We start from the raw sequence: 16,481 nt of genomic DNA, 5'->3' as shown, positions 1-16,481 counted from the left end.
AAAATATATTGAGTAAACTAACTTAGGTATAACAAGCGAAGTTGTCAACTAAATCCAGTACAGTACACCTAGTACCAGGAAACTCGCGTTCCTATGCCTGGAAACTGGAGTTTCCAACCCTTGGGAACGAGCGTTTCCCTTAATGGAACTGTCGTTTCTCCTCATGGGAACGCTCGTTTCCCTTAATGGGAACTGTCGTTTCTTCTCATGGGAACGCTCGTCTCTCTTAATGGGAACGGATGACAAAGCTTTTTCTTGTGTGACTTTAATGAATAGAGTAAAAGAGAATGGAAAGGTTTATTTTCTTCCAAAATCGGCAGGTATTTCTCCCCATTGTTTGGTTTCCCACTTCATGATTTTGGTGGTGTAGGTGTTTTCGCGCAGCCACTTCTCGGCGCGCTCTATCAATTTGAAGAGTTCCTCCGTTTTGGGCTCACGTGGCAGTTTTGTCTTGCATTTTTTCTGCTTTATCCAGTTGATGGCATTCACACTGTCGCTGTAGATGGGCATATCGAAGCCTTTCTGTTTCAGCAAAGCAAGTCCGTGAACGATGGCGAGGAACTCGCCGATGTTGTTTGTGCCATACACTGGGCCGAAGTGGAACACTTCTTGCCTGCTTGCCACATGTACGCCCCGGTATTCCATTGCCCCGGGATTGCCGCTACAGGCTGCATCTACGGCAAGGCTATTCTCTGTTACACAGGCGGGGAGGGGGGCATCGGCATCTTTCTTGGGAGCATGAGCAGTGGCGGGTGTCCGTTTGATATATTCATATGGAGAGGATGCAAAGGCTTTTTCTGCTTCTTCGCGCGTTTCGAACGATTTGTACTTCGCTCCTTCGTAACCTTTGGTTTGCAACTGGCAGTCTGTCCAGGAACTATAAATGCCCGGATTGACGCCTGCCCATACAACGTAAAATTTCTCCTTTCCCATATCGGGGGACAAAGGTACAAATATTCTGTAACTTCGAACAAGTTTCCTCTTTCACTTGTTCCCTTATATGAAGCAAAAATGATAAATACCAAAAGAAAGGACTAAATATGATTAGACAACGGACATTTGCTGAGGCATTGGAACATCGCCGCAGCTATTATTCCATTAGTAACGACTCACCGGTTCAGGATGAGGAGATTGTACATCTCATTCGTACAGCAGTGAAACATGTGCCTTCGGCATTCAACTCTCAGACTACGAGAGTGGTGTTGTTGCTGGGCGATGAACATCAGAAGTTATGGAGAATTGTGAAGGACCAGTTGGAAGAACGCCTTTCCGAAGAGCGCTACCGCCAGTCGGAAAAGAAGATTGACACTTCGTTCTCTTGCGGATATGGTACGATACTTTTCTTTGAAGACCACTCCATAGTAACGGAATTACAAAAAGCATTCCCCACTTATCAGGATAATTTCCCTACTTGGTCGCAGCATACCTCTGCCATGCACCAGTTGGCCATCTGGACTATGCTCGAAGACAAAGGTCTGGGTGCTTCCCTGCAACACTACAACCCCTTGATTGACGAAGAAGTGCGCCGCACCTGGAAGCTGCCCGAAAGCTGGCAACTCGTTGCACAAATGCCTTTTGGCACTCCTGTAGCCGAACCGGGAGAAAAAGAATTCAATGATTTGAGTGAACGCATTAAAATTTTCACCTGATAGTAAATCCTCTCAGAGTAGAATTGCTTACCTTTGTACGCAAAGGTAAGTGCTTATGATACGTATTTTCTTAACCGGATACATGGGAGCCGGTAAAACAACTTTAGGAAAGGCTTTTGCCCGCGAACTCGGCGTGCCGTTCATTGATTTGGACTGGTACATTGAAGAACGGCTTCACAAATCCATACGTGAACTGTTCACCGAGCGGGGAGAGGCCTCTTTTCGTGAACTGGAACGAACCATGCTGCATGAAGTGGCCGAGTTTGAAGATGTCATTATTTCGACCGGAGGCGGTACGCCTTGTTTCTTCGATAATATGGAGTATATGAACAGGTGCGGACAAACGGTTTTCCTCGATGTGCATCCCGATGTGCTGTTCCGCCGCTTGCGTGTAGCCACCCAGCAACGTCCCATCCTGCAAGGAAAAACGGACGAAGACCTGCGGGCTTTCATTATGGAAGCTCTGGAGAAACGTGCCCCCCACTATGGCAAGGCAAGCTACCGTTTTGATGCCGGATTACTGGAAAGCCGTCGGCAAATATCAGAATCCGTACAGAAATTGCGTGCCTTACTGGGTGTTTAACCACTTGTAAATGTGTAATTTTGGGTGGAAAACGCGATAAATCTCAGGAATTATTGTATTTTTGTCGCCCTATTAAAATCAAACAATAAACATTCGAGTAACAAAAAATGAGAAAATGGCGTATTGAAGATTCAGAAGAGCTTTACAATATTACAGGTTGGGGCACTTCGTACTTTGGTATCAATGACAAAGGTCATGTAGTGGTGACACCTCGTAAAGACGAGGTCGGCGTTGATTTAAAAGAATTGGTGGATGAGTTGCAATTGAGAGACGTAGCGGCTCCCATGTTGATACGCTTCCCCGACATTCTGGACAACCGGATTGAGAAGACTTCTTCCTGTTTTAAACAGGCTGCCGAGGAATACGGCTACAAAGCACAGAACTTCATCATCTATCCCATCAAGGTAAATCAGATGCGCCCTGTGGTAGAGGAAATTATCAGCCACGGAAAGAAATTCAATCTTGGGCTGGAAGCCGGTTCGAAGCCTGAACTTCATGCCGTGATTGCCATTAACTCGGATTCGGACTCACTGATTATCTGCAACGGCTACAAGGATGAAAGCTATATAGAGCTGGCTTTGCTCGCCCAGAAGATGGGTAAGCGAATCTTTCTTGTAGTAGAAAAGATGAACGAGCTTAAACTGATTGCCAAGATGGCGAAGCAACTGAATGTTATGCCTAATATTGGTATTCGCATTAAGTTGGCTTCTTCCGGAAGTGGCAAGTGGGAGGATTCAGGCGGAGATGCAAGCAAATTTGGACTCTCTTCCAGTGAATTGCTCGAAGCACTCGACTTTATGGAGGCGAAAGGACTGAAAGATTGTCTGAAATTGATACATTTCCATATCGGAAGCCAGGTGACGAAGATACGTCGCATTAAGACGGCGCTGCGCGAAGCATCTCAGTTCTATGTGCAGCTCCATGCTATGGGATTTAAGGTTGAATTTGTAGATATTGGCGGCGGTCTGGGTGTGGATTACGACGGAACGCGCTCGTCCAGTAGCGAGAGTAGTGTCAACTATTCCATCCAAGAGTATGTGAACGACTCTATCTCTACACTGGTGGATGCCAGTGATAAGAATGATATTCCCCATCCCAACATCATTACAGAGAGTGGACGTGCATTGACCGCACATCATTCCGTACTCATTTTTGAAGTGCTGGAAACCACCACTTTGCCCGAATGGGACGATAATGAGGAAGTGACTGAAGAAGACCATGAATTGGTGCAGGAGCTTTATGGCATTTGGGACACGCTGAACCAGAACAAGATGTTGGAAGCCTGGCACGATGCACAGCAAATTCGCGAGGAAGCGCTCGACCTGTTCAGCCACGGCATTGTGGACTTGAAGACGCGTGCGCAGATAGAACGCCTTTATTGGTCTGTGATGCGCGAGGTGAACCAGATTGCAGGCGGATTGAAGCATGCTCCCGATGAACTTCGCGGACTGCCGAAGTTGCTGGCGGACAAATATTTCTGTAACTTCTCGCTGTTCCAGTCCCTGCCGGACTCCTGGGCCATCGACCAGATATTCCCCATAATGCCTATCCAGCGTCTGGACGAACGTCCCGACCGTGCAGCAACCCTGCAGGACATCACTTGCGACTCGGATGGAAAGATTGCCAACTTTATCTCTACCAAGAACGTGGCGCACTACCTGCCCATTCATTCTTTGAAGAGTAAGGAACCTTATTATATGGGTGTGTTCCTGGTGGGCGCTTATCAGGAAATCTTGGGCGATATGCACAACCTCTTCGGAGATACAAATGCCGTGCACGTGTCCGTTAGTGAGAAAGGATATTCCATCGAACAAGTGATTGATGGTGAAACAGTGGCAGAAGTGCTTGACTATGTACAATATAACCCCAAGAAACTGGTTCGCACGCTGGAGACTTGGGTGACTCAATCGGTAAAAGAGGGACGCATTTCTTTGGAAGAAGGAAAAGAATTCCTTTCCAATTATCGTTCCGGTCTGTACGGATATACTTATTTGGAGTGAATTAGTTACGAGCTACGAGCTACAAGCTACGAGTGGCTGCGCAAACATGCTGCATAGTACTCGTAGCTTGTAGCTCGTAGCTAAAAACTTATAACCATGAGAGAGAAACTGACAGTAATTAAAGTGGGTGGCAAAATTGTGGAGGAAGAAGCCACCCTTCATAAGTTATTGGATGACTTTGCAGCTATCGAGGGTTACAAAGTCCTGGTGCACGGAGGCGGACGCTCGGCTACGAAACTTGCCGCACAACTGGGCATCGAAAGCCAAATGGTGAACGGACGCCGCATTACGGACGCCGAAACACTGAAAGTAGTGACGATGGTGTACGGCGGACTAGTGAATAAAAACATCGTAGCCGGTCTGCAAGCACGTGGTGTCAATGCATTGGGGTTGACAGGCGCGGATATGGACGTCATCCGTTCCGCAAAACGTCCGGTGAAAGATGTGGACTACGGTTTTGTGGGTGATGTGAAGCAAGTGAATGCAGAATTCCTGGGCGATTTGATTCATAAAGGAGTAGTACCTGTAATGGCTCCGCTGACGCACGATGGTGCGGGCAACCTGTTGAACACGAATGCTGATACCATTGCCGGAGAGACGGCAAAGGCACTTGCTGCTTTGTTTGACGTGACGCTGGTATTCTGCTTTGAGAAGAAAGGCGTGCTTCGCGATGAGAATGATGATGACAGCGTGATACCGCAACTCACCCCTGCCGAATTCAAACAATATGTGGAGGAAGGCGTTATTCAAGGAGGTATGATACCGAAGTTGGAGAACTCTTTTGAGGCTTTGAATGCGGGAGTAGGGGAAGTAGTAATTACCTTAGCGTCAGCAATTAATGAGAGTGGTGGAACCCGCATATTTATTAGTTGACAAGGAAATGAGATACGAGTTGACGAGGAGTGCTTGAAAGACAATTTTCCTTGTTAACTTGTTACCTGAAATCTCGTCAACTAAAAAAAAGAAAAAAAAGTAGTGAGCAACTGTAACTTTCCATATACTTAACCGTCATTATTAATAGAGATGCAAGAAATCAGTTTTCGGAATGACATTCTCCCTCTGAAAAATAAACTCTTTCGGTTGGCTCTCCGGATTACTTTCGACAGGGCAGAAGCAGAGGACGTTGTACAAGAAACACTGATAAGAGTCTGGAACAAGCGTGATGAGTGGACGAAGTTTGGTTCCATTGAAGCCTATTGCCTGACAGTGGCAAAGAATCTGGCGATAGACCGCAGCGAGAGAAAAGACGCTCAGACCGTGGAGCTGACACCAGAAATGGAACAGGCTCCGGAAGCATCCAGCCCTTACGACCGCCTGGTGGACAAGGAACAAATGACATTGATTCACCGTCTGGTTAATGAGCTTCCCGATAAACAACGGCTGATTATGCAGCTTCGGGACATAGAGGGCAAAAGCTATAAAGAAATTGCAGTCGTCCTGCACTTAACAGAGGAACAGGTAAAAGTGAACCTCTTCAGGGCGAGGCAGAAAGTAAAACAACGGTATTTAGATATAGATGGTTATGGACTTTAAATATATAGAACAACTCTTGGAACGCTACTGGCAGTGCGAGACTTCCCTCGAAGAAGAAGCGCAGTTGCGTACTTTCTTCAACGGAAGCGACGTTCCCGGGCATTTGCTCCGTTACAAAGATTTGTTCGTATATCAGCAACTGCAACAGGAAGTGGGATTGGGTGAAGACTTTGATGCCCGTGTACTTGCAGAAGTGGAGACTCCGGTGGTGAAGGCGAAACGCCTGACGCTCACTGCACGTTTCGTTCCGCTGTTCAAAGCCGCCGCAGTAGTGGCAGTGGTACTTTCATTAGGGAATGTGATGCAACATTCTTTTTATAGTGATGTGAAAGAAGTTGCCGCCGCCGATACGATTGGCAAACAAATTACCGCACCTTCGGTTGCTCTTTCCAGTGATGTAACGATTACCCACGAACAACAGATTCTGGATAGTCTTCAACGGGTAGATAAGAAGGTTGAACTGAAGAAATAACATTTTCATTTGCTTTAAACATAAATATAGTTAGTGTGCTTTATTAAAACAACAAATTGAGGCTGTGAAGTTTCAATTCTCTCAAATTCTTATAAAAAACTAACTAAGATAGATGGGACGCCGCGAGATGCAGCGTCCCTTTTATTTTAAAAATAAGAAGGGGGATGGTTATTAAGGTAGGAATTTATATCTTTGCCCTGTTCGTAAACGTATGTAAGCATGAAAAAACGATACTTACTCTTTGTAACCTCTTTGCTGTTCTGTTGTCTTCTGCAAGCGCAGGGACAAATAGACTCTTTGCTGGTGGTTCTGGACAGGACGATTGCGAATACCGCTCAGTATGAGCAGGTTCGTTTGAAACGTATCGAGCAAATAAAGGAGCATTCCCGGACCAGGAAGAGTACTTCCCTTGCAGAGGAATACCGCATCAACCAGCAGCTTTATGATGAATATGAAGCCTATATTTGTGACTCTGCCAGACATTATATCAATCGTAATATAGAAATAGCCCTTCAGTGCAATGAGCCGGACTGGCTGAATGAAGCCAAAATGAAGAAGGCAAACATTCTGGGGAAAACAGGCCTGTATGCAGAAGGCGTGGCATTGCTGAAGTCAATAGACAGCAAGCAACTCTCCAGAGAACAGCTCATTGAATACTACATCACCTTCGAAGATATCTACCTTTATCATGCAGAATATGCGATGGATGATGAGTATCAGATAGAATATCTGAATAAGCTGTACACTTATCGCGACTCCGTACTGCAAATGGTAGAGGAGGGTTCCTACCAATATGTCACTACCTGTGCTCCCGAACTCTTGCAACAGGGAAGAGGCGGCGAGGCCATAGAAATGCTGGAAGCCTATCATCATAAACTTGCGCCGGATACGCGCGATTATGCAGTGGTGACATCTATTCTCGCGTTTATCTATCAGAGTACGGGACAACGGGAGAAACAAAAAGAATATCTCATAAAGAGCGCGATTGCTGATATTCGTGGCGTAGTGAAGGAGAATAATTCTTTGCGCACATTGGCAGAATTGCTGTACGAAGAAGGACAGTTGCAGCGGGCGGATGTTTATATGAAGCGAAGCATGGAAGATGCTAATTTCTATAATGCCCGTTTGCGGAATGTGCAGGCTTCGCGAATGCTTCCGGTTATAGATCATGCTTATCAGGTAGAGAAGGAGAAGCATCAGATGTTATTGCAGATTTTCCTGATTGTTACCAGTCTGTTGACGCTGTTTCTGGCATGTGCCGTTTGGTACGTAATCCGCCAGGTGAAGAAACTGGCCCGCGCCCGGCAGGAATTGCTGGATATGAATGAGGAATTGAAGCGGCTGAATGAACAGTTGATTGAGGTGAACCGGAAGCAGCATGAAACAAATGATTCGTTGACGGAGGCAAATCATATTAAGGAGGAATATGTCGGGCGGTTTATGGGCTTGTGTTCCGTATACATTGAAAAGCTGGAAGGATATCGGCGGATGCTGAACAAACAGGCGGCTTCCGGCAAGGTGGAAGAACTGTATAAAACCTTGAAATCCTCCCGTTTCATCGATGAAGAGCTGAAAGAATTTTATCAGAACTTCGATAACTCATTCCTTAGTATCTTCCCTGATTTCGTGAAGCACTTCAATGCATTGTTGCCGGACGAAGAGCGGATTACCCCTAAGCAGGGTGAGCGCCTGACAACTGAATTGCGTATTTTTGCCCTCATCCGGTTGGGCATTACGGACAGTGCCAAGATTGCGGGATTCCTGCGCTATTCTATTACCACTATTTATACTTATCGTTCCAAGTTGAAAAACCGTTCCCTCTATCGGGATAATTTTGAGGAAGAGGTGATGAAAATCGGTTCTTTTGCCAGTTAACTAGGGTATAAAGCCCTTGTTTTCTCTTCCTGTTCCCTTTGTTTTCATTTAGTTTTTTAATGCTTCTTCTTTATGGTATATTGTTGATATATAGTGTATTATTGTTTTCTCTTTTTTAGATTTTCTTTAGTTCCGTTTTCCACCTCTCTTCTTTTTACAGACATTTGCAATGTCGCCTCAAACAGTGTGGGCGGACAGAACGATTGTTAATCTAAAAACTAATAGTATGAATGTAAAAAGAACAAAGTTATGTTTGTGCCGGTCTTTTCTTCTCATGACCGGATTGCTTTTTGCAGTGGCATCCTTTGCCCAGGATTTAACCGTGAAAGGAAGAGTAACGGACACTACGGGCGAAACTGTAATTGGGGCTAACGTAACAGTGAAAGGTACAAGTAATGGTATTATTACCGATATTGACGGTAACTATACCCTGTCGGGTGTGAAGCCTTCTTCGGTCCTCGTCTTCTCCTTCATAGGCTACAAGACACAAGAGATTTCCTGTAACGGACGTACTGAAATCAATGTAGTGCTGGCAGAAGATGCCCAGGCATTGGACGAAGTGGTAGTAGTGGGCTATGGCTCATTGAGCAAGAAAGAACTTTCCAGTTCCATTGTACAAGTGGACAGGTCTAAGTTCCTGCAAGGTTCCATGAACAACCCGATGGAGATGCTGACAGGCAAAGTAGCCGGCCTGACCGTAAATAACACAGCGGCAGCCAATCCGAATGCAAATTCTTCCCTCCAGATTCGTGGCGCAACCTCTATTTCCGCTTCCAATGACCCGTTGGTGGTGATTGACGGTGTGGCAGGCGGCGACATTCGTAATCTGGCGGCACAGGACATTGAATCTATGACTGTACTGAAAGATGCCGCCTCGGCTGCCATCTATGGAACGCGCGGTGCCAATGGTGTTATCTTGATTACCACCCGTAAGGGAGCCGGAGAGGCAGGTCGTGCTCAAGTAACTTATGATAGCTGGTTCGGTGTGAATCTGGCAAAGAGTGGTCCGGATATATTGAGTGCCGACGAATTCCGCCGTTCGCGTCGTGCTACGGACTACGGTTACTCTACCGATTGGTACGACCTGTTGCTGCGTGATTTCTCTTTCGACAACAATCAGTATCTTTCTATTGATGGAAGTACCAAAAACGGATATTATGGTGCTTCATTCAACTATAAGAAAGCAACCGGTCTCGACCTGAATAGCAGCCGTGAGGAATTTGGCGGACGCTTTGTTCTGAACCAACGGATGATGGACGGACTGGTGGAACTGAACGGTTCTCTCAACGCCCGTCGCGTCAATGAGGTATGGGGTGATGACGGCATGTTCGATACTGCTTTGAGCATGAACCCCACCATGCCCCTCTACAATGAAGACGGAACTTACTTCCAGCCTACTTCTCCCACCGGAGCCCGCAACCCGGTGCAGGAACTGAAAGAAATAGACAATAATGGCCAGCGCGTCTACCTGATGGGTACGGCTGAGGTAAAACTGAATCTTATCCGCTCGGAGAAGCAAATGCTGAATACTTCATTGAGTTACTCTCTACACTACAATGACCTGAAACAACACTATTACACTCCCTCTACCGCCGGTGAATCTTACTGGAACGGATATGCCGGTCGTGCCGATGTGACTTATCAGAAATGGTACACTTCCCGTCTGGAATGGCTGGGTAACTATTCGCTGGACTTGGGCGACCACAGCATCAAAGCAGTGGCAGGATACAACTACGAGCAAACCACCTGGGAGCGCCTGCAAGCCGGAAACAGTGATTTCAACTTCGATGACATCCTCTGGAATGACCTCGGCAGTGGTGCTTTTCTGGCAAAGGGTAAAGCAAGCATGGGTACGGGAAAATCTCTTGCCAAACTGATTGGTGTCTTTGGGCGTGTCAACTACAACTGGAAGAATCTGCTGATTGCTTCCGCTTCTATCCGTTACGAAGGTTCCACAAAATTCGGTGCAGACCATAAGTGGGGTGCTTTCCCCTCTCTTTCTCTTGCCTGGGAGATGGCTAATATGGGCTTCCTGGAAGGTCATAAGGATATCGTACAGAGCCTGAAACCTCGTATTTCTTATGGTGTAACCGGACGTTCGGACTTCGATTGCTATCAATCATTGGCCACTTACCGGTCGCATAAAAATGCCCAGTTGAACGTAACGGATACCTATCTGATGGATGGCACCTGGGTAACAGGTTTTGCGCCTTCGGTGAACGCCAACTCTAAACTGGGTTGGGAAAAGAGCATCAGTATGAACATCGGCGTTGACTTTGCCTTGTGGAACAGACTGCGCGGTTCTGCCGAGTGGTTTCATCGTGAATCCCGCGATTTGCTCTATAACTATACAGCTCCGCAGCCTCCTTACATTTATTCCACCATCCTGGTGAACGTAGGAACTACCATTAACCGAGGTGTCGAACTCTCTCTGGAAGGCGACATCTTCAAGGGAACTCCGGTGGAATGGACTTCCGGTATCAACTACTCATACGGAACCACCAAACTGGATAAACTTTCCAATAACTTGTACAAGGCTTCTTACGTAGAACTTTATCAGAAGCCCGGTGTGGGTACCAGTGAATACTTCTTCCGGGTTGAAGAAGGTAGTAAGATAGGTCAGTTCTATGGATACGAGTATGCCGGAGTGGAGAATGGCGATATGATGATTTATACGGATACGGGCGAAAAAGTCCCCGTATCAAAAGCTGATGTGAAGTATAAACGCTACCTCGGTAATGGTACTCCGACCTCTTATCTTTCCTGGAGCAATACCGTCCGTTACAAAAACTTCGACCTGAGCCTGATGTTCAACGGTGCTTTCGGTTTCGAAATCTTCAATATGCGTCGCTATGGCATGGGCTTGAAAGGTTGCGGCACGGACAATGTGCTGCGTGATGCCTACATAAAAGATGCGGACATCACTACCGGTGGCGGTGTCATCTCCTCTTTCTTTCTCGAAAAGGGCGATTACTTCAAATTGGATAACCTGACTCTGGGATACACCATCACTCCGAAAGAGAACAAGTTCATCAAGGGGATGCGTGTGTATCTGACAGCCAAGAACCTGTTTACGCTGACCGGCTATTCCGGAAACGACCCTTCGGCTGTTGCCATCAATGGGCTGACTCCGGGTATAGATACAAACAGTGCCTATCCTTCGGCTACACAGTTGAGTGTAGGTGTAAATATCCGCTTCAAATAGATATAGTTAACGAGGTTGCAGTTAACGAGAGAACGAGGATGATAGTATCATTTAATTAAGAAAGCCATTTTCCCTTGTCAACTTGCCTCCTGAAACCTTGTCAACTTCTCCATTAATAACTTAATACAGAAAAGAATTATGAAATATCTGAAATATAAATATCTGTTGGCAATCATTCTGGGTTGTTCATTAAGCGGTTGTTTCGACCTGACGGAAGAAGTGTTCGACCGGGTAGACTCCGGCGTCTACTATCAGGATGAGAATAGTGTGAAGAGTGCGATAGCGACTGTGTATTCTACAGGAGCTACCAGTTATGCCGAATATTTCTGGTACTTGCAGGAGTTTCCTGCCGACCAGGTGAGCTGGCGTGTGTGGAATGGTGGTCAGTGGGGATATGATGAAGGTGAGAAGTTTGTCTTCTCCATTCAGAACTGGACCCCCGATGCCAAGATTATCCGTTCCGCCTGGGAAAAAGCATGGACGACTATCGGGCTTTGTAACACACTGTTGGCCGATTTGGGAGAATTGAGTCCTGCCGACCTGAAAATGACCGAAGAAGGTTTGAAGGCATACGAAGGTGAAGTACGCACACTCCGCGCGTGGGCCTATTACAATATCTTCGAAATCTGGGGTGGTGCCCTTCCGTTGAACATCGAACCGGCTACTGTGGACGGTGATTTACCGCCTACTGCCGACCCCGACTTCGACGTTAGTTGCAAGAAAATATATGACTTCATAGCTACCGAACTGGACGCTTGTTATGAAGGAATGGCAGAAAACCAGGTGAACCGTATGAACAAAGCGGTGAACCGTATGATTAAAGCCCGCCTGCTGCTGAATGCGGAAGTCTTTATCAAGGAAAACCATTATAGCGAATGTGCAGAATTGTGCCGCAAGATTATCAGTGGCGAATATGGAAAGTATGAGTTGGCGAAAGACTATCGTGACATTTATTCTATTAATAACACCGAATGTCCCGAAGTCATCATGGCCTTTGCCTGCGAAGACGGCAAGCTGAATATGGGTTGGATGCGCATGACTTTCTATCCTTATAACATCTGGGATTATTTCGGGGGTACTTACAGTCAAAGTGGTTGGAACTGTACTTGTCTGGTGCCTTCGTATGACAATCAGGGTACGGTAAATGAACTGGGAGGTACTCAGGGGGCCACTTGTTTTCTCGATGCGCCTTACAATGATAAGCTGGGTGCCGTGTACGAACGCTTCGACGACCGTGATGTCCGCAAGAAGAATTATACTTATGACAAGAAGAATGGTTACAGTGGTATCTTCCTGAAAGGTACCATAAAAGCTAATTATGGTAAAGGTGAAGTCCTGAAAGCAGATGCCGACCGTGATGGACAAGACTTGGCTTACGTAGACCAAGTGGGTACGTTTATGAATCTGGGGCGTAATCTGGAAACTGTCATGTCTCCGCGCTGGGGAGAAACGAACTCCGGTCTCCGCCTTGTGAAGTATCCTGTATATCCCACTTCCGCAGGTATCGACTTTCAGAATATTGATGAGGTGGAATTCCGCCTGAGTGAAGTGTACTATATGCTGGCCGAATGTGAAATGCGTGCCGGACAGGCTGACAAAGCCAAAGATTTGGTAAATGCAGTGCGCCAACGCTATTTCAGTGCCGGTGACTGGGCAGATGTAAAAGACCGTCCGGGCCGTGGCTTCACTGCATTCGATATGGACTGGATGTTGAGCCAGTGGGGCGTTGAATTCCTGAACGAGGGTCGCCGTCGCCGTACAGACTTACGCCGCTTCGACAAATTCACACAAGGCCAGTGGTGGTTCTTCGGACGTGCTTCGGACGACGGAGGAGTCTATCCGGCCAAACGCGACCGTAAATATGAGTGGTATCCGTTGCCATCTTCTGCGTTACTCGTAAACCAGGGACTGATACAGAATCCGAATTATAAATAACTCTAATACAGAAAATTCATGAAAAAGATAATATATTGGTTATTTATGCTGCCGTTGTTTGCATTGCTCAACGGATGTGACGATAATGACATGATTACGTTCGACGACGAACTGCCTCAGTTCGAAATCAAGGCGAACGCCATATTGCTGGAAGTCATCATGCCGAAAGGCAGTGCCGCCGATGACGAATATTACATTGTGGGCGACTTCAACGGAGGAGCCGAAGCTGCTGTTGGCAATCTGGAATGGCAATTGGAGAAAGCAACCGACAGCGATTCCAAGTGGGGCATCTACCTGATACCTTCCACTTTCAAGAACGGAAAGACACTGGCCGACGGTTTCTATTTTGTATCGGCTGCAAAGGGAGAAGAACGTTCTGTGAAGAATGAGGCTGTGGTGCACACGCTGGATGTTTCGGTAGGAACCCGCACGAATGTCTGGGTGGACCGTTGGAAGGCCTACTTTGAAACGGAAGAAGAAGGACATGACGGTTTCGTGGTTTATGTGGCTGATAAGTCCGGTTGGGATAATCTTTACTTGTATGGTTGGGCCGGTGCCGGTGATGTAACACCTGCTTGGCCGGGTCTTGCGGTGAAAGGTACGGAAGTAATCAATGGGGTTACTTATAAATACTTCGATATGGGGAAAGCTCTGGATGGATATGAAGGCGTGAATCTTATTTTCAATAATAATGATGGAAAGCAGTTTGACGGCCCGGCGGTGACACTCAATAAGAACTTCTATTTCCGCATTACCGATAAGGGTTACGAAGAAATCGATCCGGAAGCAAGCTATTGCATCTATGTGGATGACCAGTCCGGTTGGGGAGAACTGGCACTTTACATCTCCGGGGCAGGTGATAACAATGAAGACTGGCCGGGACTTGAACCTGCCGGAACAAAGGAAATCAACGGAGTGGTTTATAAATACTTTGAAACCGATGTGGAATTGATGAATCAGAGTCTGAAGCTGACATTTAATAATAACAAAAAGGAAGACGATCCGGGACTCGTGCTGTCTTTCGTTAAGAATATCACTTTCAGCCGCGATTTCTATTTCAGCATTACTCCTGAGAAGTGTGAGGAGATAGATCCCGCAAATCACGGTACGCGCTATTCTCTTTATGTGGAAGATAATACCGGTTGGGGTGCGTTGGCACTTTACAGCTATGGAGATGTGGAACTTGGTGGCGGCTGGCCCGGCATACAGGTGTCGGAGACGAAAGAAATCAACGGTACGACGTATAAGTGTTTCCATCTGACACCGGATTGTACAAATAAGAATGTCAATCTGATATTCAATAATAACAATGGTGGAAGTCAGTTGAATGACTATAACCTGACGATAGATCGTGATTACTATCTACGCATCTCGGGCGATGGCTGTAGTGAAATAAAAGATTGTACGGTCTATGTACAAGATAACTCCGGTTGGGAAGCTTTGGCTCTTTATGGCTGGGGCGACGCTGAACTTGGTGGCGGCTGGCCGGGCATACAAGTAGCCGGAACGAAGGAAATTAATGGCGTGACTTATAAGTACTTTGATTTATCGGAGCATGTTGGTAAGTATTCGAATTTGATTTTCAATAACAATGGAGGCGGACAGCAAATAGAAGATGGCGGGCTGTATACAGCATTGATAGGAGATATCTACTTCTCCATCACAGCTACTTCTTATGAAAAACTGCCCAAGCCCTAAGATGCTTTGAGTTTCAAGACGGGAAACCGTTTGTTTCATGCCTTGAAACAAGTAGTTTCATTACTTGAAACTCTCTGTTTCATACCGAGAAACTCTTGGTTTCACCGCTTGAAACTAAGAGTTTCACCAGCTGAAAAATAAGCTGAAACTCTTTTATCAGATAATTAATAGGTATAACATTATAGATATGAGACTAAAAGATATCCTTAAGATTTTATGCTCCAGCCTTTTGCTGTTGAGCTTTACCGGATGCAGTTCGGACGATGATCCTGATATGCCGCCTCCCGCAGGTGACGTTACTACAGACGGAATGGTGATTTATGAAGCCAATCCGGCACTCTTCGGTGAAGCGCAAGCACTGAATGGACTGACTGTCCAACTGCCGCGTATCAAAAAGCTGGAAGCCAATGTTCTTTGGCTCATGCCCATTTTCCAGCAAGGTGAAAAGAATGCTGTCGGTTCTCCGTATTGTGTGAAAGACTATCGGGCTATTAATCCTGCTTATGGAACACTGTCCGATCTGAAAGCATTAGTCACGAAAGCCCATGACGAAGGTATGTTGGTCATCCTGGACTGGGTAGCTAACCATACCGCCTGGGATCATGCCTGGACTACGGAACATAAGGACTGGTATACGCAGGACGCCAACGGTAATATTGTTTCTCCTCCTGGAATGGGTTGGGACGATGTGGCTGATCTGAACTATGACAACACTGCCATGCGTGCCGCCATGCAGGAGGCCATGCTTTACTGGCTGACCGAAGCGGACGTAGACGGATTCCGTTGCGACCATGCCGAAGGTGTGCCCAATGACTTCTGGAAGGAAACTATCACGAAGCTTCGTGCCGCCAAAAGTACCTTGCTAATGCTGGCCGAAGGCTCACAAACCTCACTCTACGATGCAGGTTTTGATATGCTGTATGCCTGGAACTTCGCTTATAAACTACAGGATGTATATGCAGGAAGCGCTTCTGTGGCAAATCTGTATGATACACATCGTAGTGAGCTTGCTTCGGTAACAGATAAACGGTTACTTATGCGTTATTCCACCAACCATGATATGGCTTCCGAGAAATCGCCCGTGCAGGCTTATCAAACCAAGGAAGGTGCTTTCTCGGCCTTTGTGGTCTCTATTTCTATGGGTGGCTGCCCAATGATTTATAGTTCGCAGGAACTGGCTTATGACAAGGCCCTCTCTTTCTTTGGTTATCAGCCGATGGACTGGGATTCTAATGCCGATTATCAGGTGGATTATACCAAACTGATGCAGTTGTATCGCAACTCTCCTGCTTTACAGAATGGAGAAATCAAACTTTATCAGACGAGTAAAGCGATTTGCTCTTATCGTATCTCCAGTACGGAAAAGATACTGGTACTGATAAATACCAGTGGCAATCAGGAAAGATTAAATCTGCCTATGGAGCGGGTAGGGGATAGTGCGAAGAATCTCTGGACCGGTGAAAGCACCGTGTTGCCAAGGACGATTACGTTGGAGCCCTATCAATATTACATCTGGAAAATAGAAGGATAA

The 16,481-nt window shown here is 46.4% G+C and carries 12 protein-coding genes; 11 read left to right on the top strand and 1 reads right to left on the bottom strand.

Annotation, left to right across the window (positions count from 1 at the left end; all coding sequences use genetic code 11):
* Positions 1 to 297: 297 nt before the first annotated feature.
* Entirely contained in the window at positions 298 to 933 is a 636-nt protein-coding gene (locus QZ135_RS15725) for a ribonuclease H family protein (protein ID WP_294611260.1), read from the bottom strand.
* A gap of 107 nt (positions 934 to 1,040) precedes the next feature.
* On the opposite strand from QZ135_RS15725, the gene QZ135_RS15720 reads away from it, so the two are divergent.
* The 11 genes from QZ135_RS15720 (at position 1,041) to QZ135_RS15670 (ending at position 16,481) form a co-directional block, all read left to right on the top strand.
* Positions 1,041 to 1,649, top strand: coding sequence for a nitroreductase family protein (locus tag QZ135_RS15720; protein ID WP_294611257.1), 609 nt, complete (start codon positions 1,041 to 1,043; stop codon positions 1,647 to 1,649).
* A 55-nt stretch (positions 1,650 to 1,704) separates the two neighbouring features.
* Complete coding sequence (locus tag QZ135_RS15715) at positions 1,705 to 2,232, top strand: shikimate kinase (RefSeq protein ID WP_294611254.1); 528 nt, start codon at positions 1,705 to 1,707, stop codon at positions 2,230 to 2,232.
* A gap of 107 nt (positions 2,233 to 2,339) precedes the next feature.
* A complete protein-coding gene (speA, locus tag QZ135_RS15710; protein WP_294611251.1) occupies positions 2,340 to 4,232 on the top strand; it encodes a biosynthetic arginine decarboxylase in 1,893 nt (630 codons plus the stop codon).
* A 96-nt stretch (positions 4,233 to 4,328) separates the two neighbouring features.
* Positions 4,329 to 5,105, top strand: a complete 777-nt coding sequence (gene argB, locus QZ135_RS15705; protein ID WP_294611248.1) for an acetylglutamate kinase — start codon at positions 4,329 to 4,331, stop codon at positions 5,103 to 5,105.
* 150 nt (positions 5,106 to 5,255) lie between these two features.
* Positions 5,256 to 5,765, top strand: coding sequence for a sigma-70 family RNA polymerase sigma factor (locus tag QZ135_RS15700; protein ID WP_294611245.1), 510 nt, complete (start codon positions 5,256 to 5,258; stop codon positions 5,763 to 5,765).
* The gene (locus tag QZ135_RS15695; RefSeq protein WP_294611242.1) at positions 5,755 to 6,237 is read left to right on the top strand and encodes a hypothetical protein; all 483 of its coding nucleotides are present in this window, start codon (positions 5,755 to 5,757) and stop codon (positions 6,235 to 6,237) included. The genes QZ135_RS15700 and QZ135_RS15695 overlap by 11 nt, the downstream gene beginning before the upstream one ends.
* A gap of 219 nt (positions 6,238 to 6,456) precedes the next feature.
* On the top strand, positions 6,457 to 8,112 hold the full coding sequence (locus QZ135_RS15690; RefSeq protein WP_294611239.1) for a DUF6377 domain-containing protein: 1,656 nt from the start codon (positions 6,457 to 6,459) through the stop codon (positions 8,110 to 8,112).
* Between the two features lie 226 nt (positions 8,113 to 8,338).
* Positions 8,339 to 11,317 carry a SusC/RagA family TonB-linked outer membrane protein gene (locus tag QZ135_RS15685; RefSeq protein ID WP_294611236.1) on the top strand — a complete coding sequence of 993 codons (2,979 nt, stop codon included), beginning with the start codon at positions 8,339 to 8,341 and terminating at the stop codon, positions 11,315 to 11,317.
* Between the two features lie 138 nt (positions 11,318 to 11,455).
* Positions 11,456 to 13,252 carry a RagB/SusD family nutrient uptake outer membrane protein gene (locus QZ135_RS15680; RefSeq protein ID WP_294611233.1) on the top strand — a complete coding sequence of 599 codons (1,797 nt, stop codon included), beginning with the start codon at positions 11,456 to 11,458 and terminating at the stop codon, positions 13,250 to 13,252.
* Between the two features lie 18 nt (positions 13,253 to 13,270).
* Positions 13,271 to 14,950, top strand: a complete 1,680-nt coding sequence (locus tag QZ135_RS15675; RefSeq protein WP_294611230.1) for a starch-binding protein — start codon at positions 13,271 to 13,273, stop codon at positions 14,948 to 14,950.
* Positions 14,951 to 15,137: 187 nt separating this feature from the next.
* Complete coding sequence (locus QZ135_RS15670) at positions 15,138 to 16,481, top strand: alpha-amylase family glycosyl hydrolase (RefSeq protein WP_294611227.1); 1,344 nt, start codon at positions 15,138 to 15,140, stop codon at positions 16,479 to 16,481.

The sequence above is a fragment of the uncultured Bacteroides sp. genome, assembly GCF_905207245.1.
Classification (GTDB): domain Bacteria; phylum Bacteroidota; class Bacteroidia; order Bacteroidales; family Bacteroidaceae; genus Bacteroides.
The sequence above is the reverse complement of the archived record's forward strand: the minus strand, read 5'-3'. Positions and strand labels throughout refer to the sequence as shown.

Bases quoted from the DNA above. Each gene is read 5' to 3' on its own strand.
- QZ135_RS15690 (WP_294611239.1), top strand. From the start codon at position 6,457: ATGAAAAAACGATACTTACTCTTTGTAACCTCTTTGCTGTTCTGTTGT.
- QZ135_RS15720 (WP_294611257.1), top strand. From the start codon at position 1,041: ATGATTAGACAACGGACATTTGCTGAGGCATTGGAACATCGCCGCAGC.
- argB (WP_294611248.1), top strand. From the start codon at position 4,329: ATGAGAGAGAAACTGACAGTAATTAAAGTGGGTGGCAAAATTGTGGAG.
- QZ135_RS15670 (WP_294611227.1), top strand. From the start codon at position 15,138: ATGAGACTAAAAGATATCCTTAAGATTTTATGCTCCAGCCTTTTGCTG.
- QZ135_RS15680 (WP_294611233.1), top strand. From the start codon at position 11,456: ATGAAATATCTGAAATATAAATATCTGTTGGCAATCATTCTGGGTTGT.
- QZ135_RS15725 (WP_294611260.1), bottom strand. From the start codon at position 933: ATGGGAAAGGAGAAATTTTACGTTGTATGGGCAGGCGTCAATCCGGGC.
- QZ135_RS15715 (WP_294611254.1), top strand. From the start codon at position 1,705: ATGATACGTATTTTCTTAACCGGATACATGGGAGCCGGTAAAACAACT.
- QZ135_RS15700 (WP_294611245.1), top strand. From the start codon at position 5,256: ATGCAAGAAATCAGTTTTCGGAATGACATTCTCCCTCTGAAAAATAAA.
- QZ135_RS15695 (WP_294611242.1), top strand. From the start codon at position 5,755: ATGGACTTTAAATATATAGAACAACTCTTGGAACGCTACTGGCAGTGC.
- QZ135_RS15685 (WP_294611236.1), top strand. From the start codon at position 8,339: ATGAATGTAAAAAGAACAAAGTTATGTTTGTGCCGGTCTTTTCTTCTC.
- QZ135_RS15675 (WP_294611230.1), top strand. From the start codon at position 13,271: ATGAAAAAGATAATATATTGGTTATTTATGCTGCCGTTGTTTGCATTG.
- speA (WP_294611251.1), top strand. From the start codon at position 2,340: ATGAGAAAATGGCGTATTGAAGATTCAGAAGAGCTTTACAATATTACA.